Origin of the sequence: Flavobacterium crassostreae (genome assembly GCF_001831475.1) — a bacterium.
Taxonomy (GTDB): Bacteria; Bacteroidota; Bacteroidia; order Flavobacteriales; family Flavobacteriaceae; genus Flavobacterium; species Flavobacterium crassostreae.
In genome coordinates, this window is the sequence record NZ_CP017688.1 from 2,535,046 (window position 1) to 2,559,540 (window position 24,495).

Genomic DNA, 24,495 nt, shown 5'->3' on the forward strand with positions numbered 1-24,495 from the left:
GAGCTCTAAAAAATTAAATATTTAATTTTACCTCTGAATGTTTACCTTTGTATTCGTATTATAGAAATTGATTATGACTGAAAATAAAAGAAGATTTCCTGCAGAATGGGAAAAACAACAAGGTGTTTTACTTTGTTTTCCACATAACGGAAAAGATTGGCCCGGAAAATACGAAGCCATCCAATGGGCATTTGTGGAGTTTATCAAAAAAGTTGCCACATACGAAACTGTTTTTTTGATTGTAGCCGATCAAAAACTTCAAGAAAAAGTAACCCAAATGCTTCAAATGGCACGAGTAAACCTTGCCAATGTTAGCTTTGTTATTCAAAAAACCAATCGGAGTTGGATGCGAGACTCAGGTCCCATTATTATTAAAAATGGAACTAGTAGAGAGGCTCTAAATTTTAATTTTAATGGATGGGCCAAGTATAAAAACTACCAATTAGACAGGCACGTACCCGCTACTGTGGCGCAACATTTAAACCTACCCCTTACGCAAGTAATGTACCAAGGCAAGCCCGTTATTATTGAAGGAGGTGCAATAGATACTAACGGAAAAGGCACCTTGTTGACCTCCGAAGAATGTTTAATGCATCCAGATATTCAGGTCCGCAACCCTAACTTTACCAAACAAGATTACGAAGCTGTTTTTAAAGAATATCTTGGCATCACTAATGTGATTTGGTTAGGAGACGGCGTAGAAGGAGACGATACCCATGGCCATATTGATGATTTGTGCCGCTTTGTGAACGAAGACACTATTGTAACTATTATAGAAACGGATGAAAAAGACGCGAATTACAAACCTTTACAGGATAATTTAAAACGCCTTCAAAATGCTACTCTAGAAAACGGAAAAGCTCCTATTATTGTGGCATTGCCTATGCCCAAACGAATTGACTTTGAAGATTTAAGACTACCGGCTAGTTATGCTAATTTTTTGATTTTAAATCACTGTGTATTAGTACCTACCTTTAATGATCCTAATGATCGTGTGGCTTTAAATATTTTAGCTAGCTGTTTTCCGGATAGAGAAATAATAGGCATTAGTGCCATTGACTTTATCTGGGGATTTGGTACCCTACACTGTTTGAGCCAGCAAATTCCGGCCTAATATTTAGTATATTTTTGATAAAAAAAAAACCAGCATCAGTGCTGGTTTTTTTTATGAAATAGATGTTATATTTTTTTATTTTTGGTCTTTCGTAAAAGGAATTTTTTGATTTTCACTAATAATCATATCAAATCCCGTTTTGTCTTCATTGAACTGGAATTTTAATCCTGCTCTCTTAGATTCAAACAAATCTTTTCCAATAGAGGTAACCGGAAATTTAGGATAATCTGTAATAAAAACCGTTAAAACCCCATTTTTTTCAGTAAAATTAATTTTTATTGGTGCTCTATTGTTAGAATAATCTCCAACATACGAATCTAGAATAAGGTCTTTTTCAAGTACTCCAGTTGTAGCGTTCCAGGTGTTATTGGATTCTTGATTGTCTGGAAAAACGTGTTCTGGATCCAAGATAATACTTTCAATTTCTTCGGTGCTAGGGTGCTTAAAAGACCAAATAGTGTTTTTTTGCCAAACCTCAACTGGGAGTTTAATTCTATCTACTTTGCCACTTTTGGTTTTTATGTCTAGAATGACTGGCAGGGGCATTTTTTCTAAATTTTCTATAGTAATAATTACCCCTTGTTTAGGATCGTTTTTTACATATTTAATCCCTTGGATTGCTTGGTCAAACTGCCAGTTGTATACAAACCAGCCTCTCCAGAACCAGCTTAGATCCTCGCCTGCAACGTTTTCTATAGTTCTAAAAAAATCATCCGGAGTAGGATGTTTAAAAGCCCAACGAGCAACATAAGTACGCAGCGCTAAATCAAAACGCTCAGGCCCTAATATTTGCTCTCTTAAAATAATTAATCCTGAACTAGGTTTTGCATAACACAGAACACCTATATTGCCCTCTTTCATGTTATCTGGAGCGCTCATAATAGTTTCTAAACTCGGATTGGTATAGCTACTTGCCAATTGGTGCATATCCGAAACCGGATTTTTATACTCTCCTTGGTTAAAATCTGTTGCACTCAAGGTATTGATAAAACTATTAAAGCCTTCGTCCATCCAACCAAACAAACGCTCATTGGATCCAACAATCATTGGGAACCAGTTGTGCCCAAATTCATGGTCTGTTACCGCCCATAAATCTTCGCCTCTAGATTCCCAACTACAAAAAACAATACCTGGATATTCCATACCGCCTTCGTTTCCGGCAACGTTTATCGCTACAGGATAGGTATATTCTAACCATCTTTTGGAATAATTTTCTACCGAGGTTTTGGTGTATTCTGTAGAACGTCCCCAAGCATCATTTCCGGCACTTTCTACCGGGTAGGCAGATAATGCTAGTGCTTTTTTGCCGCTCGGAAGATTAATTTTGGCACCATCTAAAATAAATGCTGCAGAAGATGCCCAAGAAATATCTCTAGCGTTCTTCAATTGATAATGCCATGTCTTGGTGGTGGTGGTGGCTGTTTTAGCAAGAGTAGCTACTTCTTCTGGAGTACGTATTACTACTGTTGCATCACTTTGTTTGGCTTTGGCTAGTCTACTTTGTTCAAGGGTGCTATATACTGTCTTTGGGTTCAATAGTTCTCCAGCACAGACTACCATGTGGTTTGCTGGGGCCGTAATCTGGATGTCAAAATCACCATATTCTAAATAAAACTCTCCCGCTCCTAAATAAGGATTTGTATTCCATCCGCGCACATCATCATACACACACATGCGTGGATACCATTGTGCTATGGTAAAAATTTTTCCGTTTTGTGTCTCTAACACTCCCGTACGGTCGGAACCTTCTTGGGGTGAAAGGTACGAAAAGTCTATTTTAAGCTTCACAACGCCTCCTTTTGCCTTTAATTCTTCGGGCAGAAAAACCTGCATTCTGGTATCGGTTATTACAAATTTTGCTTCTTTTTCAATTGTTTTTCCTTGGATTGTTTTAAGCACTTTTACCGATTTGATTTTGTGACCTCCGTCAAAAACTTCGCCTTGAGCGCCATTACGGCTCCCGGTCAAGGGCACTACTGCAGCACCCCTAGAATCTGGTTTAAACAAATTTTGATCCAAATGCATCCAAACAAAACCCATGGCATCGGGACTATTGTTGGTATAAGTAATGAGATCGGTCCCAATTATTTCGTTATTAGATTCTTTTAAGGTAGCGGTAAGCGTATAATCTGCTCTATTTTGCCAATATTCTGCTCCTGGTTGCCCACTTGCAGAACGTGTGCTACTGCCATTTTTGGTATAAAAAAAGGGGCCAAAAGCATCTTGGTAGTTGTATTTTGAAACCGTTACTTCGGCTTTTTTTTCTGTGACTTGTTGTGCCCAGAGTGACGAAAATCCGAATACTAAAGCCAATTGTAATACGGCTTTAAACCTAATATTTTTCATGTTTTCTTATTTTTACAACCAAATTAATAAAAAAAAACTTAGTGTTAACAAATTGATACGTTTTAACTATAATTTTAGCATAAATTTATTACATTGATTTTTAAAAGTCTTTTTTTAAGCTAGAAATTGAATATATTTACCTCTAGTAATTCTTTACTTAAATTTTTTTTATTTTGAAAACCACCATATCAAACGCCTTTTTATCCGCTGAGATAAAGCATGCTGGAGCAGAAGTATTCTCCCTAAAAAATGTCCACACCAACCAAGAATATCTCTGGGATGCAAACCCAGAATTTTGGGGCAAGCATGCTCCAGTATTGTTCCCTATTGTGGGCACTCTAAAAAACAACCAATACCGCTATAAGCAACAAAACTATAGTTTGTCCAGACACGGATTTGCTAGAGATATGGTTTTTGAATTAATAGAAAAAAAAGACGATCGCGCTACCTTTGTTCTAAAAAATTCTGCCGATACGCTCCAAGTATATCCTTTTGAGTTTGAGTTGCAAATCTGCTACACTTTAGTACAAAATAGTCTTGTTGTTGGCTATAAAGTACAAAATTTAAACTCCACCGAAATGCCTTTTTGTATTGGTGCTCACCCTGCTTTTGCGTTAGCGGGACAATTTGAGGACTACGCCCTTGAATTTAAAAATAAGGTACCACTAAGGTATACTCTACTGGAAAACAATTTAATTTCCAATCAAAAAGCCACACTAAGTACTACCGATACTACGCTATCCTTAGAGTATGCATTATTTAAAAACAATGCTTTAATTTTTAGATCCATACCCTCTAAAACAGTAACTATTTTAGCTCAAAAAAAACCTTTACTACAGATCGAATTCGAAGATTTTCCGGATTTAGGTCTTTGGACGTTGCCAAATGCTCCTTTTATTTGTATTGAGCCTTGGTTTGGTTATTCGGATACGGTAACTAGTTCTGGAAATATTATGGAAAAAGAAGGAATTGAAATCTTGCAACCTAAGGCTACTTTTAGATCCCAATATACCATTACTGTATTTTAATTAAAAACGATCCAAAATGCTACAAATTAACTTTGCTCCTTTTCCAGATTTAGAAACCCAACGTTTGTCATTGCGCAGAATTACTCCAGAAGACGCCAACGAAGTATTTGCCTTACGCTCTAACAAAGATACCATGAAATACATCCCTAGACCCATTGCCAAAACCCTTGCAGATGCTTTAGAGCATATTGCTACAATGGATGCTACAATAGACAAAAACGAAGGTATTAATTGGGCAATAACCTTAAAAGACAGTACTACTTTGATTGGAATGATAGGGCATTACCGAATACAACCACAGAACTACCGTGCCGAGGTAGGATATATCTTGCACCCTGACCACCATAACAGAGGGTACATCTCCGAGGCTTTAAAAAAAGTAATTGCCTATGGTTTTGGCCCAATGAAACTGCATTCTATTGAAGCCGTGATTGATCCCAACAACACCATTTCTGAAAAAGTATTGCTAAAAAATGGTTTTATAAAAGAGGCTCATTTTATAGAAAATCATTTTTATAACGACCATTTTTTGGACACCGCAATTTACTCTTTGTTAAATAAATCGTAACAAAAAAGAGTCTGGGTTGTGCCAGTAATAAAATCTTTACCTTTGCGTTACCTATTTTGTAACTAAATGACACTTAAAAACCAATATCCGTAACTGCATTTGGTTGCCCCTTTCTGATTATGAAAAAAAAATTTTTTTGGATACTACTCCTTTTTGTAACTACATCCCAAAGTCAAACGTATCTAAAAGTAAATGCTTTTACGACTTTACTTACAGTACCTAATATAGCCATGGAAACCAGTATTGGCAATAAAACAACTTTCAATTTGGATATAATGGCTTCTTTCTGGAAGTCGGTTAATAACAAACCCAGAGAGTTTTATAGCCTTACACCCGAGTTTCGATACCATTTTAAGGCTAAAGATAATGGATTTTATCTAGGCGCCCATTTTGGGGGGAGCATATATAATTTTCAAAAATGGAATTATCTAAACACAGATTATTACGAAAAAGGTGTTGGTTATTTTGCAGGAGCTACAATAGGCTATAAAGCAAAAATTAACGAGCGCTTTTTATTGGACTGTTTTTTGGGTGGTGGTTGGCACCATGGTTTTTATAAAGGATACCGTATAAGTGATGGTAGCCGCTATGAACACGTTAAAAACTACAACAAAAGCGGCGAATGGCTGCCCTACCGAGGCGGCGTAATGGTATCGTATCGGTTACATTAAGATGGTGTACTAAAATTTTTGTAATTTTTTACATATAAGGCTTCTACTTTTTTTCTGGCCCAATCTGTTTTTCTTAAAAACGTAAGACTAGATGGTATGCTTGGATTTTCATTAAAACATTTGATTGGAATACGCTCCCCAAGAGCCGCAAAACCATAGTGCGCAACCAATTGTTCTAAAACTGCCTTGAGTGTGATCCCGTGTAAGGGATCTTTTGATTGTTGTTTTTCCATATTGCAAATTTATGCCAATTTTATAAAAAAAATTGCTGATTGATACATTTGTTGTTACATTTGTCCTACTATGCTAAAAACAGTCAACATACTTAATAAAAGAGCTCGCTTTGATTATGAAATAATTGAAAAATTTACTGCTGGAATTGTTTTGGCAGGAACCGAGATCAAATCCATTCGTTTAGGCAAGGCCAATATTACCGAAAGCTTTTGCGAGTTTAGTAACAACGAGCTATTTGCCATCAATACCTATATTGAAGAATATACCTTTGGAAACCAATTTAACCATAAAGCACGTAGCGAAAGAAAACTCCTTTTAAACAAAAGAGAATTAAAAAGTTTAGAACGTAGCGTGCAAGCCAAAGGACTTACCATTGTTCCGCTAAAGCTTTTTACCAACGAAAAAGGAATGGCTAAACTCGAAATCGGACTATGTAGAGGTAAAAAAACCTACGATAAGAGAGAGTCTTTAAAAGAACAAGACACCAAACGAGATTTAGACCGGATCAAAAAAATTTATAATTAATTATATAAACCTAAGAAAACGACAGCTGTTCTTCTTAGGTTTTTTTTGTAGTAAGGTTTGAAGTTTACATAGTATTATAAAATCAGTCAATATATTACATACCTGGCGTTAGTTTTTATCCTCTAACAAGGGCACAAATCGAAACTCTCCTAATTCATGTTTTTCAAATTGGGTTTCGTTTTTTCGAATAAGTAAAGTCATTACCTGTACCGTATCGCCTAACGGAATAACCAACCTACCTCCTATTTTGAGCTGTGCCATCAAGGCTTGCGGAATAAAAGGCGCACCTGCAGTGACAATAATACTATCAAAGGGAGCAAAACCAGGTAGCCCTTTGTAGCCATCTCCAAAGGTAAGATGCTTGGGGCGGATACCCAATTTAGGCAATAATACAGAGGTGCGTTTAAACAATTCATTTTGCCTTTCAATACTATATACCTTAGCGCCTAACAGACACAACACAGCGGTTTGGTAACCCGATCCGGTACCAATTTCTAATACTTTATGGTCTTTTTTAATTTCTAATAATTGAGACTGAAAGGCTACAGTGTAGGGTTGGGATATGGTTTGCCCGGCATCAATAGGAAAAGCCTTGTCTTGATAAGCATAATTCTCAAAGCTAGAATCCAAAAACAAATGCCTCGGAATCTTTTTGATTGCATCCAAAACATTTTTGTCGGTAATTCCTTTTTCTATCAAAACGCTTACTAATTGATTTCTAAGCCCTTGGTGTTTTCCAGTATCTTTCAATGGTGGTAAATTATTTTTATGCAAAATTAGTCAAAGAATCGTCATTTGCAACTTAAACTACCAAGGCAATTGAGAAACTTTATAGGCCGTCCTAAACTAAAATAACCCAAAATAACATTACAAATACTAGTTTACAAAATCACTAAAAGTGGGTATTGCAAATACCGTTTTAATGTAGTCTCTTTGGCCTACATTAAATTTAAGACATTTTTTGCAGAAAGGCTTATTCTTACAACCACTAACATACATTAAAACTAAGATTGTCTAATTGCTGTTAACAAACAACACAATTTTGCAATCAAAAAACCCCTATTTACCAGAAAAATAGGGGTTTTATAGTGTAATAACCTTAGTAACTAATACGGTTTTCTGAGGCAATTACTTTAAAATTTTAAAATTTCGATTTTATGCTTCTTCTTCCTCTGTTAAATGGGATTTAGAATAGCCTCTCCATTTTTCGATACAATCCTGAAAATCTTGTGGCAGATCGGTATCAAAACGCATCATTTCGGACGTGGTTGGATGTACAAAACCTAATGTTTTGGCATGTAAGGCTTGTCTTGGCAATACTTTAAAACAATTGTCTATAAATTGCTTGTATTTTGTAAAGGTAGTCCCTTTTAGGATCAAATGTCCTCCGTAGCGTTCGTCATTAAATAAAGGATGCCCAATATGTTTTAAATGTGCTCGTATTTGGTGTGTTCTACCGGTTTCTAATTGGCAGGAGATTAAAGTTACGTAACCAAAACGTTCTAAAACTTTGTAATGGGTAATGGCGGGTTTGCCAATTTCGGGGTCTGCAAAAACAGCCATCTGCATCCGATCCTTTAGATGGCGTGCTAAATTGCCCTCAATGGTTCCTGCATCTTGTGCTACATTTCCCCACACCAAGGCGACATACTCTCTCTCGGATGTTTTGGCTTCAAACTGTTTGGCCAAATGCGTCATGGCAGCCTCTGTTTTGGCAATTACTAACAATCCAGAGGTGTCTTTATCAATTCGGTGTACCAAACCTGGGCGCTCGCTACTGTTCATTGGCAAATTATCAAAATGATACGCCAAGGCATGGACCAAGGTTCCGGTATAATTTCCGTGTCCGGGATGAACCACCATACCAGGCTCTTTATTAATCAATAGCAAAGTATCGTCTTCATAAACAATATTCAATGCTATATTTTCGGCAACAATATGATTTTCATATGGCGGATGGGTTAACATAACCTGAACCACATCTAGAGCCTTTACTTTATAATTTGATTTTACGGCAACTTCATTTACAAAAACGGCGCCCTCACTAGCAGCGGTTTGTATTTTATTACGGGTGGCATTTTGGATCAAGCCCATTAAGTATTTATCAATTCTTAAGGGCGCTTGTCCTTTGGGAACTTCAAATTTAAAATGCTCATACAACTCTTGATCTAGATCTTCTGTAACTATATTATTGTTCATTGGGTGCTTCTTCAATTGGTTCTGTAACAGAATCCGTTATTACCTCTTCTTCATAACTCGCTTTTCCATCTCCCAGAACCAAATCAATTTTAGACGATTTTAAAACCTTATCTCCTGGCTGGATACTTCTTCCTTTGTAGCGCATCTCTAACACCATGTCTTTTCCTAGATTAGGAATATACGTAATGGTTCCTTCCTCTAATCCCAAGGCTTTTAAGGTAGGCACGGCTTCTCGGTAGGTTTTTTCAATTAAATCCGGAATTTTGACCGACGAAAAACCCGAGGAGTTAATTTTAATGTATATTTTTCTTCCTTCTTTTACCTTAGCTCCCGGCAAAGGATTTTGTTGTACCACACCATATTTTGGGTAGTCACTCCTATAATCCATACTGTCTAGCAATACATAAGCAAGATCAAGGCCATCTAATTTTTCTTCCACTTGCTCCTCAGTAAGCCTACTTAAATTGGGCACTACAATCTCATTACCATGATTTGTGGTAAAAGTTAACCAATGTATAAACAAATAGCCCAAAACAGCAATAACCAAAACTGCTAGAAATAATTGCAAAACAAATACTCGGCTAGTAAGATAGTTACGTAAACTCATAAATTTATTTTTATTTCTCGCAAAGATAAAGCTATTTCGTTCCAAAAAAAATGATAATTTTGTTTAATGGTAGTTCCTGCTTTTTTATTATTGCTATAAAAGCTAGATTTCTATAGGGTATACCCCTACAAAAAATGAAAAAAACCTACTATTTGAGCCCACAAGTTTCTAAATAATATACCAAAAAGAGTTCTAGTAATTAGTCTAGAACTTCTATTTTAAAACCTTAAACAAAAGCAACCAATGAAAAATATTGCCATAATTATGGGCGGTTATTCTAGTGAATACCAAATTTCACTAATAAGCGGAAAAGTAGTTCACCGCTATCTAGACCAATCCAAATACACCGGTTTTTGTATTCATATTTTTAAAGAAAAATGGGTTTATGTAGATGCGGATCAAAAAGAATTTCCGATCGATAAAAACGATTTTTCGGTTACTGTAAACCAAACCAAAATAACGTTTGATTGCGTATTTAATGCCATACACGGCACCCCGGGCGAAGATGGTTTGATGCAGGCTTATTTTGAATTATTGCAAATCCCACAAACCTCGTGTGATTATTACCAGGCCGCACTTACTTTTAACAAAAGAGATTTTTTATCGGTTTTAAAACCCTACGGAATAAAAAGTGCTACATCCTACTATTTAAATAAAGGAGACACCATCCAAACCAATCAAATAGTTACCAAAGTAGGCTTACCGTGTTTTGTAAAACCAAACAAAGCTGGTTCTAGTTTTGGAATTTCGAAAGTCAAAACCGAAGCAGAACTCCCAATTGCCATTGAAGTTGCCTACCAAGAAGATGACGAAATTATTATTGAAAGTTTCTTGGACGGCACCGAGGTAAGCGTTGGAGTTATCAATTATAAAGGCGAAATTATTGTATTGCCAATCACCGAAATTGTTTCGGAAAATGATTTTTTTGATTATGAAGCCAAATACCAAGGAAAATCACAAGAAATAACGCCGGCTAGAATTTCGGACGAAATGACCCAAAAGGTAGGTGCCATTGCAAAACGTGCCTATGAATTATTAAAAATGAGCGGTTTCTCTAGAACCGAATTTATAATTGTCAATGAAGAACCCTTCATGCTGGAGATGAACACCATTCCGGGATTGACTCCAGAGAGTTTAATTCCGCAACAAGCAACAGCAGCCGGTATTTCGTTGACGGATTTATTTACCAACGCTATTGAATTGGCTTTATAAAAAACCCTTTGTTGTTGTAACTTAAGACCTAAAAAATGAAAAAAGCCATATTTCCTGGATCCTTTGACCCAATTACCTTAGGTCACGAAGATATTATTAAAAGAGCCCTGCCTTTATTTGATGCCATTGTGATTGCAATAGGAATAAATGCAGACAAAAAATACATGTTTACCATCGAAGAAAGAAAACGGTTTATTGAAGAAACTTTCCGGAACGAACCTAAAATTTCAGTAATAACCTACCAAGGGCTAACTATCGATTTGTGCCATAAACTTCAAGCCGATTTTATACTGCGTGGTTTGCGCAATCCCGCTGATTTTGAATTTGAAAAAGCCATTGCGCATACCAACCGCTACCTCTCCAAAATAGAAACCGTATTTTTGCTTACTGCCGCCAAAACATCGTATATAAGCTCCAGTATTGTTAGAGATGTACTTAGAAATGGAGGCGAATATCAAAAACTGGTTCCCAAAGCCGTTCGAGTAAAATAGCAGACCAAAGCATTTTAATTAAATCCATGTAGGACCAACACAAAGCCAATAATTAGGTCTCAAAGGCAATAAACCGTACTTTCGTAAAAAAAAACAACCACCCAAATAATGAGTATAGAAAGAGAATTAAACAAGCGCAGCGCAGCCAAATGCGAACTTTGTGGCAACACCGAAAATTTAAAAGTGTATACGGTATTACCAACCATAAAAGGCGGCCTAGACGAAGCCTTAATGGCTTGTGCAACTTGTATTGACCAGATAGAAACCCCCGGAAATGAAGATCTAAACCACTGGAGGTGTTTAAACGACAGCATGTGGAGTGAGCACCTTGCTGTTCAGGTAGTTTCTTGGAGAATGCTAAGCCGTTTGCGCGCAGCAGGATGGCCGCAAGAACTAATAGATCAAATGTATTTTGACCAAGACACCCTGGCATGGGCACAAGCTACTGGTGAGGGTGAAGAAGACGAAAACAAAATTATCCATAGAGATAGTAACGGAGTAATACTAGAAACCGGAGATTCTGTAGTACTTATAAAAGATCTAAAAGTTAAAGGATCTAGCATGGTAGCCAAACAAGGAACCGCAGTGCGAAACATCCGGTTGGATCACGAAAACGCCGAATATATTGAAGGCAAAGTAGACGGGCAAACAATTGTGATAATTACACAATATGTCAAGAAAACGTAATCCTGCCACACGTTTGGTTTTAGCAACATCAACAAAAAAAACAAGTCCAGATTATATAATCTGGACTCGTTTTTTTTTTAAATATTCCGAGGTATAAAAATTGCAAATTTAGATCCTATGTTTGGCTCTGAATTTACTTGTATAAAACCGTCGTGATTCTCTACAATCCTTTTGCATATTGCCAGTCCCAAACCAGTTCCAGAATATTTTACGTCTTTGTCCAATCTATAAAATAAATGAAATATTTTATTGGCATATTCTTGCGGAAAACCAATCCCGTTATCCGAAACTACAATTTTACAATATTCTTCATTGGTAATAATTTTGTTTTCGTAGATTTCGTTAGCAAAAATCTCTTCCTCAAAAATACTAATTTCCGGAACAATGTTCTCTTTACTATATTTTAGAGCATTTGAAATCAAATTAATGAACAATTGTTCTACCTGAAAAGGAATTACTTTTATAGCAGGTAAATTCTCTAGGGTAACTACGGCTTCTTTGTCGGCTATATTTAAAGATAAGTCCTCTAGAACTTGGCTTAAAAGTATATTCAAATCTGTTTTTACAAAAACTTTATCTCCCTTTAGAGCACGAGAATAATTTACTAAATCAATTAGTAAGGTTTGCATTTTATTGGCCGAAAATTTAATTTTTGAAAAATACACTTTCCCTTGATCGGATATCAAATCCATCTCTTTGGCTTCTATCCTAGAGATAAACATCTGTATTTTGTGCAAGGGTTCTTGCAAATCATGGCTTACGATGTTGTTGAACGATTCTAACTCTTGATTGATACTCTGTAATTTTTTATTATTCTCTTCTAACTCCAGTGTTTTTTTGTATAAATTACTAACATCATAGTTTACACCTGTTTTGATCAAGTCGCCGCTAGTGTTTTGTGTAAAACTTCCAACAGACCAAATGTATCGGATGCTACCATCTGGTAGTATGTACCGAAACATAACCGAGGTATCGTTGTGGTTCTTTAAAGAATCTCTATGAGCTTTTATAACAAAGTCGACGTCTTCGGGATGAATAAATTTTGAGAAGTTCTCAATATTGGGTTCAAAATCATTGGGTTGCACCCCTAAAAGGCGAAAAAAATTATCGGAAAAAAAATACTTTTTGGTTTTTAAATTAATTTTCCAATGCCCAAATCCTGCAATTTTTTCGGCATTATTAAAGGAGTGGTTTAAATATTGGAGTTCATCATTTGCTTTCTGTAGTGCTGAAATATCTACATTCATTTTATTGAAAGAAAGCAACAAAATAAGTAACGAGAGCAGTACCAACAAAAACGCACTAATTATAGAATCCTGAAGTTCAAATTGATGGTTATCATTATGTGTTTTTATTTTATCTGACTCGGTATCAATAGTTTGGTACACATAGTTTTTCATCCCTTCGGTAAAGTCACTACTTTCTTTGAGCTTAGCGATCAACGGACTCTTGTCTGGGTTTTTACTTTTGGCCAAGAGTAGCGTTTCTTTAAAGAGAGCAAACCGAAAATCAATCATTTTTTTTAGCTGGTCTACATCCTTGGTTCTGGAGGGATTATGGACTACTAATTTTTTAATACGGTCAAAATTAAGCTCTATTTCGCCTTTTCTTAAAAAACGGTGTTCTAGATACGTGCTGTCATTTGTGATTATAAAACTCCTGAGATTGGTTTCGTAAATACTTATTGTAGAGAGTACGCGCTCTAACTCAAGCTGTGTTTCGGTGGCGTTGGCTATTACATTAACCGAGGATTCTAAATTTTGCATCTGTTTGTAAAAAACAGATGCAAAATATACAATTACTAAAATTGCTATACCTAGAGCAATTTTAAATATTTGAGAATTTCCGTATAAAATTTTTAACTTCATTTATAAGAAAATTTAGATGCTAAAGAAAAAAGTTTCTTTATTTAACCCTGAAGAATGAAATTGCCAATTCATATTAAGCACTTCTTTTATTACTTTTTTAAGTTTATTAAAATCATTTGGCTTTTTTATATAAATATTTGCTCCTTCAATAAAGGTTTCCTCAATATCCTTCTCCGATGAAGAGGTGGAATAAATAGCAATCGATACTTCTTTAAAACGGGCATCCAATCGTATCTCTTTTAAACATTCAAACCCAGATTTGTACGGCATATTTAAATCCAAAAACAAGATATGTGGCATCACAATATCAGTCCGTGATAGGTATTTCATCAAATCTTTACCATCATTAAAGAGAGTTAGCTTATTATTCATTTTAAGCTCCATCATGGCATCACTAAAAAATGCGCGATCATCTTCGTCATCATCTGCAATCAAAATATGTATGGAATCCTTGTGTGTAATCATAACAGTATGTGTTTAATTTGATAAACTCCTCCTTTTATCTACTATTCGTTTAAAAGCAGAAGGAGTTAATCCTGTAACTTTTTTAAATTGACTAGACAAGTAAGCTACACTACTGTAGTTTAATTTATAAGAAACCTCGGTCAAAGTCAATTCATCTTCAATAATTAATTTTTTGGCCCTTTCTATTTTTTGGATTATTATAAAATTTTCAATGGATGTATAGGTGTACTCCGAAAAAATATTTGTAATATACCCATAACTAAAATTTAATTTATCAGATAAATATTGCGAAATAGTAACCGATGGTAGTTTATCTTTCTCGTAGACCATCTCTACAATAGCATCTTTTATTTTTTGGATTAGTTGGCTTTTTTCGTTACTAACTATAAATATTGCATATTTATTTAATGCTTCTTGGAGTTGGGCTAAACGCTCTTTGGTGACCGAGTTGGATATTTCAATCTCTCCCAATTCTAAAAGTTTATAATCTATCTCTAGTAGCTCCAATTGTTCTTGCAAAATAACTCTACAGGCTACAATTCCATCATATTTTATATACAATCTCATTTAATACTACGGTATTTATTAGACGCATTTTTTTGCTTTGATACTCCAAAATCACTACACAAAAAAAGCTTTTTAAATTTACAAAAGAGCCTCTTTTTTAAAATTTATAATTCTGTTAACGTTTGCCGCTATCCATGTATGGTTTGTTGGTTGCCATAGTTTGCAATTATAGATGCTTCGTAGGCTAGCCATTCTCTCCAGCGCTGCTCTACATCAATTCCTGTACCATATTTGCGTGCATAGGTAATAAAAGTGGTGTAATGTCCGGCCTCACTTTCCATTAATTCTCTATAAAAAACAGCAAGCTCCTCATCTTTAATGTTTTCGGACAAAATTTTAAATCGCTCGCAACTTCTTGCTTCAATCATTGCCGAAAATAACAATCGTTCTACCAAACTAGACACCCTACTGCCGTTGCTGCTTTTTTTCATATACAAATACAAATCATTCACATAGGGATCTTTGCGCTCTCTGCCTAGTTTTAGCCCTCGTTTTATAATTATAGCATGTACTTGTTCAAAATGCTCTATCTCCTCTTTGGCCAAGGCTAATAAATCTTGAACCAAGTCTTGATGTTCGGAGTTATTAGTAATTATGGTTATGGCGTTGGTTGCGGCTTTTTGTTCGCACCAAGCGTGATCGGTCAGGATTTCTTCAATATTTTTTTCGACAATAGTAACCCATCTTGGATCGGTCGGTAGTTCTAATCGTAATACTCCCATTTGTTTTGGTATAAAGAGTTAGCAAATTGTTCTATTATTAAAAATCGAAAGCCAAAAACCCAATAGACATGCCATTGCAAGGATTTTGACTTTCGATTTCAAAATAGTAGTATAAAAACTAAATTAGTTGTTCTTTTAGAATACAAAAATAGCTCTTTCGCTCATCATTTCATTTACTTCGGTAGCTACCTCTTCGAGGATATCTTCATTGGTGTGGTTGGTCAATACTTTATCTATCATAGCAACAATAGTTTCCATATCTTCCTCTACCAATCCACGGGTAGTGATTGCTGGAGTACCAATACGAATTCCAGAGGTAACAAACGGCGATTTATCATCAAAGGGAACCATGTTTTTGTTTACCGTAATTTCGGCTTTTACCAAAGCATTTTCTGCCTCTTTACCCGAAATTCCTTTGTTTCTTAAATCAATTAACATCATGTGGTTATCCGTACCACCAGAGATAATGTGGTATCCTCTTTTTACAAAAGCATCTGCCATAGCATTTGCGTTTTTTTGCAATTGTACTGCATAGGTAAAAAACTCGTCTTTTAAAGCCTCTCCAAATGCTACTGCTTTTGCAGCAATAATATGCATTAACGGTCCTCCTTGGTTACCCGGAAAAACAGCTAAATCCAATAACGAAGACATCATTCTAATATCTCCTTTTGGTGTTTTTAAACCCATTGGATTTTCAAAATCTTTACCCATCAGGATCAGTCCTCCTCTAGGACCACGTAAGGTTTTGTGAGTAGTTGTAGCTACAATATGACAATGAGGCACAGGGTCGTTCATCAATCCTTTAGCAATAAGACCTGCTGGGTGAGAAATATCTGCAAACAAAATAGCACCTACGCTATCTGCAATTACTCTAAAACGCTCAAAATCCATATCTCTAGAATATGCCGAAGCGCCAGCTATGATTAATTTGGGTTGTTCTTTTAGAGCTATTTCTTGAATTTTATCATAATCCAAACGTCCGGTTTCAGGATCCACACCATAAAAAACAGGAGTGTATAAACGTCCCGAAAAATTCACTGGAGACCCATGTGTTAAATGTCCTCCATGAGACAAATCAAAACCTAATATTTTGTCTCCTGGTTTCAAACAAGCATGGTATACTGCTGTATTTGCTTGCGATCCAGAATGTGGTTGTACGTTGGCATAAGCTGCCCCAAATAATTCTTTGGCTCTATCAATAGCAATTTGTTCTATAACATCTACTACTTCACAACCACCATAATATCTTTTTCCAGGATATCCCTCGGCATATTTATTGGTTAAAACAGAACCAGCAGCTTCCATAACTTGGTCACTTACAAAGTTTTCCGAAGCAATTAATTCTAATCCGTGTATTTGTCTATCTTGTTCTTCTAGAATAAGGTCAAAAATTTGTTCGTCGCGTTGCATTTTTTTGATTTTAGTTAATTTGTAGCAAAAATACAAAAAAACGCTTGCAAAACTCACAGATTATAATATATTTGAACTATAATTTTCAACAAAAAAATTAACCTATTATGCCAATATCCGCCAACGATACTAACCGAAAATCATGGTTAGAAGTGTCCGAAAATAGCGACTTTCCAATTCAGAACATTCCTTTTGGAGTTTTTCTTACCAAAGAAAACATAGTAACAGTAGGAACCCGAATTGGGGATTATGCAATTGATCTAGGTGCTTTGCAACAATTAAATTATTTTGAAGGTATTGAACTAACCGATGACATGTTCATGCAAGATACCTTAAATGACTTCATCTCGGATGGCAAAAAAACATGGCGATTGGTCCGTAATCGTATTGCAGATATTTTTGACAAAAACAATCCCCAATTACAAAACCAACCTAAACATCGGGACATTGTTATATTTAACATCCAAGATGTAGAGATGCAATTGCCTGTGCTCATAGGCGATTATACCGATTTTTATTCTAGCAAAGAGCACGCTACCAATGTAGGCAAAATGTTTCGTGATCCCGAAAACGCCTTACTACCCAATTGGCTCCACCTTCCTGTAGGCTACCATGGCCGAAGCTCCACCATTATTCCTTCCGGAATTCCGGTACATAGACCCATAGGGCAAACCTTACCTTCAGGCGAAAATACACCCGTTTTTGGTGCCTCTCGCTCCATAGACTTTGAGCTCGAAACAGCTTTTATTACCACCGATGCCAATGTTATGGGCGAAATGATCCCTATCAACGAAGCCGAAGATTATATCTTTGGAATGGTTTTACTAAATGATTGGAGTGCGCGCGACATCCAAAAATGGGAATACGTACCCTTAGGACCATTTTTAGCCAAAAGCTTTGCAACATCCATTTCGCCTTGGATCGTCACCATGGATGCCCTGGAACCCTTTAGAGTGCCCGGCCCAAAACAAAACCCAAGCCCACTACCCTACTTGCAACAAAAAGGCAAACACTCCTTTGATATCCATTTAGAAGTAGCCATACAGCCCGAAAACGCGAGCCCAACAATAGTGAGCACCTCCAATTTTAAATACATGTACTGGACCATGAACCAGCAACTAACCCACCACACCTCCAACGGTTGCCGAGTTAATTCTGGTGACATGATGGGATCCGGAACCATATCCGGCCCAACACCAAGCAGCTACGGCTCCATGATGGAACTTACCTGGGGTGGCAAAAACCCAATAGTATTAAACGATGGTAGCCAACGTAAATTTATCAATGATAACGATACCGTAATCCTAAAAGGCTTTTGCAAAAACGGACAAGTACGCATTGGTTTTGGAGAAGTATCCTCCAAACTACTACCGCCATTTGTGCGCAAATAAAAACCCATTAACCACAAAAAAAAGTGCCATTTTGTATCAAAATGGCACTTTTAGTATCGTATAATTAGGCTCAAAAACCCCACAATAACTTCATATTTTTATTTATTACCTTTTTCAAAATCTGCCACAAACTGTGCCAAACCAATATCCGTCAAAGGGTGTTTCAATAAACCATAAATTGCCGAAAGAGGCCCAGTCATAACATCTGCACCAATTTTTGCACAATTAACAATATGCATCGTGTGGCGAACAGATGCTGCCAAAATTTGCGTTTCGTAACCATAATTATCATAAATATCTCTAATCTCCTCAATCAAGGCCAATCCATCGGTAGATACATCATCCAAACGACCAATAAACGGAGATACATACGTCGCCCCTGCTTTGGCAGCCAACAAAGCCTGTCCAGCCGAGAACACCAAAGTTACATTGGTTTTAACCCCTCTGTCCGAAAAATACTTAGCAGCCATAATCCCCTCCTTGGTCATTGGCAACTTCACCACAATTTGCTCGTGCAGTTCCGCCAATTCTTCTCCCTCTTTAACCATACCTTCAAAATCCAACGCATTCACCTCAGCACTTACATCACCCTCTACCAGGTTGCAAATAGCCACATAATGCTTCAATATATTGTTTTTTCCGGTAATACCTTCTTTAGCCATCAAAGACGGATTTGTAGTAACGCCATCCAAAACTCCTAAGGCCTGTGCTTCTTTAATTTGAGCTAAATTAGCCGTGTCAATAAAAAATTTCATAATATTTCTGATTAAAATTGTGTGTTCTATTTTTGGGCGTGCCCACAAGGGTCAGGCTCTACGCTGCAATCTCCCGAAAAAAACGGGAGGATTTCCGCTGCGATCCTTCACGCAAACCCGTACAAATTTAAAGTTTATAATGCTTCATTAGCATTTTTTCATAGACTTTATCCGGAAGAATTCTTTTTAAAACAATCGAAAACTTTTGCATAAAAGCCCCCACTTTATAATGCACCCTAGGCTCCTTAGTTTGTATAATTTTATAAACAGCCAAAGCCATCTCATTGGGATCACTACCACCATCCACATGCGCATCCATAGTTCGCAAAGACTCCCCATAAGAAACCTCATAAGCAGACCCCTCAATAACCGGTGCATGATAACGGCCAGAGGCAATATTGGTAGCAAAATCTCCAGGAGCCACATTAGTAATAGCCACACCAAAAGATTTTACCTCCATACGCAAAGCCTCCGTAACCAATTCCAAAGCCCCCTTGGAGGCAGAATACATAGACCGGTACGGCAAACCCATATACCCCGCAATAGACGTAATATTAATAACCAAACCCGATTGTTGGCTCCGCATTTGTGGCAACACCGCTTGGATAACCGCAATGGGACCAAAAAAATTAGTATCAAAATGTTTTTTCATCTCCAAAACAGGAATTTCTTCCAACGGCCCCGTAATACCCACACCCGCATTATTGATTACAATATCCAGCCTACCACAAGCAGCCACCACCTCGGCAACAGCCCGAGCAACCGAATCTGCATCCCGAACATCTAAAGCCACCAGCGGAAAAACCGAATCTAAAACCCGTTCTGGATTTCTACTAGTTCCATATACCACAAAACCTTTTTGATGCAAAAATTCTCCAATAGACTTTCCAATCCCCGAAGAACCTCCCGTAATCAATACTACTTTACTCATTAATTTCTTTTTTTAAAAATGTAAAAAAACGCCATTTGTAAACTACAAACCAACAAACGTTTTGAAACCCCTTTTTTTGTACCGTCCAAAAATAAAAAAATCCTCCATAAGGAAGACCAGTATTGTTTTTATTTTATGAAATTTTAAAATTTAGGCAAAAAAAAACCTGAAACAAGTTCAGATTAAAAAATGGCAAGCGACCTACATCGCACCGCTCAACCACGTACCCTTGCTATGTTCCCATCCTGGGGGAGTCTGCAGGAGCTGGTCGTGTAGGACTTGCCGGTGCAAATATACAACCTTTTTATATTTTTGCAAGCCCTTTGTGCTCTTAAAATAACATTGTATATTGTGGTATCTAAAAAAATACGCCATGAAAAAACATAATGCCCTATATATCATTTTATTAAGCAGCATCCTTAGTAGTTGCGGCGACACAAAAAAAACAGAAAATTCTTTATTTAGCTTTGATACTTCCCAATTTAAGACACACTACCTCTCTCAAGATACGCTTAATTTGAGTATTTTGAACCCCAGTTCCAAACCCATTGATAGCGTGTGTTACTACATCAATGATCAAAGAGCAGGAACCAATAAAACAACCGCTCCATTTACGTTTTCTCTAAAAGATCAAAAATTAGGATACCAAAACCTAAAAGCATTGGTTTATTACGGAGGTAAAAATGCCCAGGCAACTGCAAGAGTTGAGTTGGTCTCTGCGGTGCAGACTAGTTTATTACAATACAAAATTGTTGCTACCCATCCGCATGACAGCCTATCCTTTACGGAAGGATTGGAGTTTTACAAAGATACCCTGTATGAAAGCACTGGACAAAAAGGCAACTCTTACTTCCGTAAATACGATTACAAAACGGGCAGGATTTTTAAACAAGTAGATCTGGAATCCAACTATTTTGGAGAAGGAATTACCTTTATAAACAATAAATTATACCAATTGACTTGGCAAGAAAAAACAGGATTTATATACCATGCAAATACCCTAAAACTAGAAAAAACTTTTGCCTACACCAAAGAAATTGAAGGATGGGGAATGACCAATGACGGCAAAAACATCTACCAATCGGATGGCACCGAAAAAATATGGACCGTAAACCCCGATAACCAACAAATGTTAGACTATATTAATGTTTATTCTGGAAACACCAAAATAAAAGCAATTAATGAGTTAGAATACATTGATGGCAAAATTTACGCCAATGTTTGGCAAAAAGACGCCATTGCGGTTATCAATCCCAAAAACGGAACCGTTGAAAGCATTATTGACTTATCTGGCTTACGGAAATTAGTCACCAACAGTGCTGCCGAGGTTCTAAACGGAATTGCCTACAATCCAAAAACAAAAACCATTTTTGTAACCGGCAAAAATTGGAATAAAATGTTTGAAATAACCGTTTCAGAAAAATAAAATGACAAAATGACAACCCTAATTATAAACATCAAAGAATTATTGCAAGTACGCGAATCCAACATTTTAAAGGTGTCTGGTCCCGAAATGGCACTACTTCCAACCATCAAAAATGCCTATTTAGTAATCAAAGACACTTTGATTGCTGAATTTGGACCAATGAAAAATGTGCCTCAAAAAACTTTTGACAAAACTATTGATGCAACAGGAAAAATAATTTTACCTACTTGGTGCGATAGCCATACACATATAGTCTACGCTGGCAATAGAGAGCAAGAATTTGTAGACAGAATAAACGGATTGAGTTATGAAGAAATTGCCAACCGTGGAGGAGGAATATTAAATTCCGCCCAAAAATTAAACCAAACTACCGAAGACGAACTTTATGACCAATCTAAAGAACGCTTAGAAGAAGTGATGCGTTTAGGAACTGGAGCAGTCGAAATTAAATCTGGTTACGGGCTAACCCTTGATGGCGAGCTGAAAATGCTTCGTGTTATAAAAAAATTAGCACAGCAATATCCCATTGCCATTAAAGCAACCTTTTTAGGAGCTCACGCTTTCCCTTTGGCCTATAAGGAGAATCGCCAAGGATACCTTGCGCTTTTAATCCACGATATACTACCCCAAATTGCCAAAGAAGATTTAGCACAATACGTTGATGTGTTTTGTGAGACTGGATATTTTACTGTAGCCGAAACAGAACAAATTATGGAAGCAGGTATTCGTTTTGGCCTAAAGCCAAAGATACATGTGAACCAATTTAATTCTATTGGCGGAATCCAATCTGGTATAAAATACGATGCCTTATCTGTGGACCATCTTGAAGTAATGACCACCGAAGATATTGAAGCCTTAAAAAACACCAATACAATGCCCGTAGCTCTACCCTCTTGTTCGTATTTTTTGAGCATTCCGTATACTCCTGCCCGCCAAATGATTGCTGCAGGATTGCCATTGGCTTTAGCAACCGATTTTAATCCTGGATCCACACCATCTGGAAACATGAATTTTGTTGTTGCAACTGCCTGCATAAAAATGAAAATGACTCCAGAGGAAGCTATAAATGCTGCTACTATTAATGGCGCTTATGCCATGAACTTATCTGATTCGCACGGGAGTATTACGATTGGCAAAAAGGCCAACCTAATACTTACTAAGCCTTTAAGCTCCTATTACCAAATACCATACGCTTTTGGCAGTAATTTAATTGATTGCGTTTTTATAGAAGGCAAAAAAATACCTATTCAAAAAGAGGCGCTAAATTAGCGCCTCTTTTTGAATAGGTAGTACTACTATTTTTATCTTATTTTAAAGTAAAACTTGTTTTTGAAACTAATTCACTTTTGTCAAAAACATTTACAAAATAACTTCCTTTAGCAAATTCTTTACCCGGTAAATCTTCGCTAACCTGTACGGTTTTGTTTTCGTATTTCACATTAGTAGTAAAACTATATACTAACGAAGTGTCTCCAAAATCTTCTGTTTTTTTGTTTCCTAAAACATTATTTTTAGCATCAATAACCTGTATGTAGTAGGTTTTATCTCCTGATCTTGCAACTTGATTCTCGGCTATTGTAAAACTTATTTTTAAAACATCGGCTCTACTTGCTTTGTCGGTTTCAATTTGTTTTCCAGAGCTTCTCATTTTATAAGCTGCCGTTTTCATGTTTAGAATGGTCAATTTAGAAGCTTTTTCAACAGTTCTAGATAACTCTTCGTTTTGTCCTACTAATACTTCATTGTATTTTTTAGACTCTCCCAAAACAACTACGGTACTATCGCGTTGCGAGGTTACAAGGGCATTTTCTTTTTTCAAGCCTTCATTTTCGACCATTAAAACTTTCATTTTGTTTTGTAAGGCAAAAAATTGCTTTTTGTATTTAGATAGTGAGGCAACATCTCCTTTAGATTTGTTTAAATCCGCAATCAAATTAACTACTTTGTCTCTTTCTTTAATTAACTCTTCAGACATAGAGGTGTTTTCAGTAATTGCAGCATCATAAGTTGCTTTCAATTCCTGCAAATCTTTCATTACCGTTTCTTTTTCGGTCAATGTAGTGGTTAGTTCTGTTTTAACAGAATCCGCATCGGAGGTAATTTTAAAGATATAAACTAAGCTACCTACTAATAAAACTGCCAATACAGCAATAACTGCTTTTAGACTTGAATTGTTTTGTTGATTTTCCATTTTTTTAAATTATTTTTTTTTTCAAATTTAATACTATATATTCAATTTATAACGTAACATACTACAATTATATTACTTTTTAAACAAAAAGGAAGTAAATAAAACATCTTATTGGATTAAAAACTACCTTCTTAAATAAAAGTTACCTTAAAATAAAGCTAGAGTCTAAAACCAGTTCTCTAGCGTCAAAAACAGCTATTTTATAATCTCCTTTTATAAAATGCATACTTGGCAACTCTTCGTGCACCTGAATGGTTTGGTTAGCATATCTCACTTTAGTAACTAAACTATACTCTAAACTAGCGGTACCAAAATTGGCTGTTTTTTTGTTTCCAACTATGTTGTTCTCGCTGTCTACCACTTGTATATAATAGGTTTTCTCTGTCGCTTTTGCTATTTGATTCTCCGCAATTGTAAAACTAATTTTCAAAATATCGGTTCTATTTGCCTTATCCGTTGGGATTTGTTTGCCGGAACTCTTTACTTTAAATGCCGCTACTTTTAGATTCAAAAGCAGTATTTTAGATCCTTTTTCAACGGTGTTAATAAGGGCTTTATTATGAGAGCTTAGTAGCTTGTTGGTTATTTTAGATTCTTCTAAGACCACCGTAGTACTATCGCGTTGTGATGTCACAAGAGCATTTTCATTTTTTAGTCGTTCTTTTTCGGCTATCAAAACCTTCATTTTATTTTGCAAAACATAGAATTGCTTTTTGTATTTTAACATCGAGCCAACATCGCCACCTTCACACGTACTCAAGGCTGCTAGCAAGCTAACCACTTTATCTCGCTCCTGCATTAACTCTTCAGACAATGATGTATTTTCGGCAATTGCAACATCATAAGTAGCCTTTAATTCTAACAATTCTTTCAGAGCCAATTCTTTTTTTGTAGCTTCGGCTTTTAAGGCTGTTTTTACAACATTCAGGTCTGCATTCGCTTTATAGGCATAAGCCAAACCTGCTACAAACAAAATAGCAATAACTGCTTTTAAAATGGAGTTGTTTTGTAAATTTTTCATTTCTTAAAATTCTTTTTTTTTTAAAAGTTTACTATTTATTTTGACTTACTACGTAAGTTGATACAA

General features: G+C 36.2%; 25 protein-coding genes and 1 other RNA gene. 11 read left to right on the forward strand and 15 right to left on the reverse strand.

Translation table 11 applies throughout. From position 1 onward, the window contains the following. Positions 1-73: 73 nt before the first annotated feature. Positions 74-1,114 (forward strand): agmatine deiminase family protein, encoded by a 1,041-nt coding sequence (locus LB076_RS11265; RefSeq protein WP_066335592.1) that lies wholly within the window; start codon positions 74-76, stop codon positions 1,112-1,114. A gap of 75 nt (positions 1,115-1,189) precedes the next feature. Here the strand turns inward: LB076_RS11265 and LB076_RS11270 are convergent, their stop codons facing one another. Then, positions 1,190-3,460 carry a M1 family metallopeptidase gene (locus LB076_RS11270; RefSeq protein ID WP_066335598.1) on the reverse strand — a complete coding sequence of 757 codons (2,271 nt, stop codon included), beginning with the start codon at positions 3,458-3,460 and terminating at the stop codon, positions 1,190-1,192. Between the two features lie 173 nt (positions 3,461-3,633). On the opposite strand from LB076_RS11270, the gene LB076_RS11275 reads away from it, so the two are divergent. The 3 genes from LB076_RS11275 (at position 3,634) to LB076_RS11285 (ending at position 5,727) form a co-directional block, all read left to right on the forward strand. Then, positions 3,634-4,488, forward strand: a complete 855-nt coding sequence (locus LB076_RS11275; protein ID WP_066335599.1) for an aldose 1-epimerase family protein — start codon at positions 3,634-3,636, stop codon at positions 4,486-4,488. Between the two features lie 16 nt (positions 4,489-4,504). Further along, the gene (locus LB076_RS11280) at positions 4,505-5,056 is read left to right on the forward strand and encodes a GNAT family N-acetyltransferase (protein WP_066335602.1); all 552 of its coding nucleotides are present in this window, start codon (positions 4,505-4,507) and stop codon (positions 5,054-5,056) included. 119 nt (positions 5,057-5,175) lie between these two features. Further along, positions 5,176-5,727, forward strand: a complete 552-nt coding sequence (locus tag LB076_RS11285) for a DUF3575 domain-containing protein (protein WP_066335604.1) — start codon at positions 5,176-5,178, stop codon at positions 5,725-5,727. Here LB076_RS11285 and LB076_RS11290 read toward each other — a convergent pair. Next, positions 5,724-5,960 carry a VF530 family protein gene (locus LB076_RS11290; protein ID WP_066335607.1) on the reverse strand — a complete coding sequence of 79 codons (237 nt, stop codon included), beginning with the start codon at positions 5,958-5,960 and terminating at the stop codon, positions 5,724-5,726. The genes LB076_RS11285 and LB076_RS11290 overlap by 4 nt on opposite strands. Positions 5,961-6,030: 70 nt before the next feature. Between LB076_RS11290 and smpB the strand changes: the two genes are divergently transcribed. After that, positions 6,031-6,486 carry an SsrA-binding protein SmpB gene (smpB, locus tag LB076_RS11295; protein ID WP_066335610.1) on the forward strand — a complete coding sequence of 152 codons (456 nt, stop codon included), beginning with the start codon at positions 6,031-6,033 and terminating at the stop codon, positions 6,484-6,486. A 108-nt stretch (positions 6,487-6,594) separates the two neighbouring features. On the opposite strand, the gene LB076_RS11300 is transcribed toward smpB, so the two are convergent. The 3 genes from LB076_RS11300 to LB076_RS11310 form a co-directional block, all read right to left on the reverse strand. Next, the gene (locus LB076_RS11300) at positions 6,595-7,236 is read right to left on the reverse strand and encodes a protein-L-isoaspartate(D-aspartate) O-methyltransferase (RefSeq protein WP_066335611.1); all 642 of its coding nucleotides are present in this window, start codon (positions 7,234-7,236) and stop codon (positions 6,595-6,597) included. A 405-nt stretch (positions 7,237-7,641) separates the two neighbouring features. Continuing rightward, positions 7,642-8,685 carry an RluA family pseudouridine synthase gene (locus tag LB076_RS11305; protein WP_066335617.1) on the reverse strand — a complete coding sequence of 348 codons (1,044 nt, stop codon included), beginning with the start codon at positions 8,683-8,685 and terminating at the stop codon, positions 7,642-7,644. Further along, on the reverse strand, positions 8,675-9,292 hold the full coding sequence (locus tag LB076_RS11310) for a PASTA domain-containing protein (protein WP_066335620.1): 618 nt from the start codon (positions 9,290-9,292) through the stop codon (positions 8,675-8,677). Before LB076_RS11310 ends, LB076_RS11305 begins: the two co-directional genes overlap by 11 nt. A 243-nt stretch (positions 9,293-9,535) precedes the next feature. Here LB076_RS11310 and LB076_RS11315 point away from each other — a divergent pair, with 243 nt between their 5' ends. The 3 genes from LB076_RS11315 (at position 9,536) to LB076_RS11325 (ending at position 11,682) form a co-directional block, all read left to right on the forward strand. Beyond that, positions 9,536-10,504, forward strand: a complete 969-nt coding sequence (locus tag LB076_RS11315; RefSeq protein ID WP_066335623.1) for a D-alanine--D-alanine ligase — start codon at positions 9,536-9,538, stop codon at positions 10,502-10,504. A 35-nt stretch (positions 10,505-10,539) separates the two neighbouring features. Further along, positions 10,540-10,995: a pantetheine-phosphate adenylyltransferase gene (gene coaD / locus LB076_RS11320; protein WP_066335626.1), complete on the forward strand. Its 456-nt coding sequence runs from the start codon at positions 10,540-10,542 to the stop codon at positions 10,993-10,995. A gap of 108 nt (positions 10,996-11,103) precedes the next feature. Beyond that, on the forward strand, positions 11,104-11,682 hold the full coding sequence (locus LB076_RS11325) for a PhnA domain-containing protein (protein ID WP_066335628.1): 579 nt from the start codon (positions 11,104-11,106) through the stop codon (positions 11,680-11,682). A 77-nt stretch (positions 11,683-11,759) separates the two neighbouring features. On the opposite strand, the gene LB076_RS11330 is transcribed toward LB076_RS11325, so the two are convergent. The 5 genes from LB076_RS11330 to glyA all read right to left on the reverse strand — a co-directional run bounded on the left by LB076_RS11330 (position 11,760) and on the right by glyA (position 16,714). Beyond that, the gene (locus LB076_RS11330; RefSeq protein ID WP_066335630.1) at positions 11,760-13,550 is read right to left on the reverse strand and encodes an ATP-binding protein; all 1,791 of its coding nucleotides are present in this window, start codon (positions 13,548-13,550) and stop codon (positions 11,760-11,762) included. Between the two features lie 12 nt (positions 13,551-13,562). Next, positions 13,563-14,015, reverse strand: coding sequence for a response regulator (locus LB076_RS11335; protein ID WP_066335632.1), 453 nt, complete (start codon positions 14,013-14,015; stop codon positions 13,563-13,565). A 12-nt stretch (positions 14,016-14,027) separates the two neighbouring features. Continuing rightward, positions 14,028-14,582 carry a helix-turn-helix domain-containing protein gene (locus LB076_RS11340; RefSeq protein WP_066335633.1) on the reverse strand — a complete coding sequence of 185 codons (555 nt, stop codon included), beginning with the start codon at positions 14,580-14,582 and terminating at the stop codon, positions 14,028-14,030. A 128-nt stretch (positions 14,583-14,710) separates the two neighbouring features. Then, the gene (locus tag LB076_RS11345) at positions 14,711-15,304 is read right to left on the reverse strand and encodes a MiaE family protein (RefSeq protein WP_066335636.1); all 594 of its coding nucleotides are present in this window, start codon (positions 15,302-15,304) and stop codon (positions 14,711-14,713) included. A 135-nt stretch (positions 15,305-15,439) separates the two neighbouring features. Then, positions 15,440-16,714 (reverse strand): serine hydroxymethyltransferase, encoded by a 1,275-nt coding sequence (glyA, locus tag LB076_RS11350; protein WP_066335747.1) that lies wholly within the window; start codon positions 16,712-16,714, stop codon positions 15,440-15,442. A gap of 107 nt (positions 16,715-16,821) precedes the next feature. Between glyA and fahA the strand changes: the two genes are divergently transcribed. After that, entirely contained in the window at positions 16,822-18,105 is a 1,284-nt protein-coding gene (gene fahA, locus LB076_RS11355) for a fumarylacetoacetase (protein ID WP_066335637.1), read from the forward strand. Between the two features lie 98 nt (positions 18,106-18,203). Here the strand turns inward: fahA and fsa are convergent, their stop codons facing one another. The 3 genes from fsa to ffs form a co-directional block, all read right to left on the reverse strand. Then, complete coding sequence (gene fsa / locus LB076_RS11360; RefSeq protein ID WP_066335638.1) at positions 18,204-18,860, reverse strand: fructose-6-phosphate aldolase; 657 nt, start codon at positions 18,858-18,860, stop codon at positions 18,204-18,206. Positions 18,861-18,987: 127 nt separating this feature from the next. Then, complete coding sequence (locus LB076_RS11365) at positions 18,988-19,791, reverse strand: SDR family oxidoreductase (protein ID WP_066335646.1); 804 nt, start codon at positions 19,789-19,791, stop codon at positions 18,988-18,990. A gap of 187 nt (positions 19,792-19,978) precedes the next feature. Beyond that, positions 19,979-20,076, reverse strand: an RNA gene (gene ffs / locus LB076_RS11370) — signal recognition particle sRNA small type. Positions 20,077-20,164: 88 nt separating this feature from the next. Between ffs and LB076_RS11375 the strand changes: the two genes are divergently transcribed. Both LB076_RS11375 and hutI read left to right on the forward strand, forming a co-directional pair. Beyond that, a complete protein-coding gene (locus LB076_RS11375) occupies positions 20,165-21,217 on the forward strand; it encodes a glutaminyl-peptide cyclotransferase (RefSeq protein ID WP_066335751.1) in 1,053 nt (350 codons plus the stop codon). A gap of 9 nt (positions 21,218-21,226) precedes the next feature. Continuing rightward, entirely contained in the window at positions 21,227-22,486 is a 1,260-nt protein-coding gene (gene hutI / locus LB076_RS11380) for an imidazolonepropionase (protein ID WP_066335650.1), read from the forward strand. A 37-nt stretch (positions 22,487-22,523) separates the two neighbouring features. Here the strand turns inward: hutI and LB076_RS11385 are convergent, their stop codons facing one another. Together LB076_RS11385 and LB076_RS11390 are read right to left on the reverse strand one after the other, a co-directional pair. Next, positions 22,524-23,408 carry a hypothetical protein gene (locus LB076_RS11385; RefSeq protein WP_066335652.1) on the reverse strand — a complete coding sequence of 295 codons (885 nt, stop codon included), beginning with the start codon at positions 23,406-23,408 and terminating at the stop codon, positions 22,524-22,526. A gap of 142 nt (positions 23,409-23,550) precedes the next feature. Beyond that, the gene (locus tag LB076_RS11390; RefSeq protein ID WP_066335655.1) at positions 23,551-24,429 is read right to left on the reverse strand and encodes a hypothetical protein; all 879 of its coding nucleotides are present in this window, start codon (positions 24,427-24,429) and stop codon (positions 23,551-23,553) included. Positions 24,430-24,495: the final 66 nt, after the last annotated feature.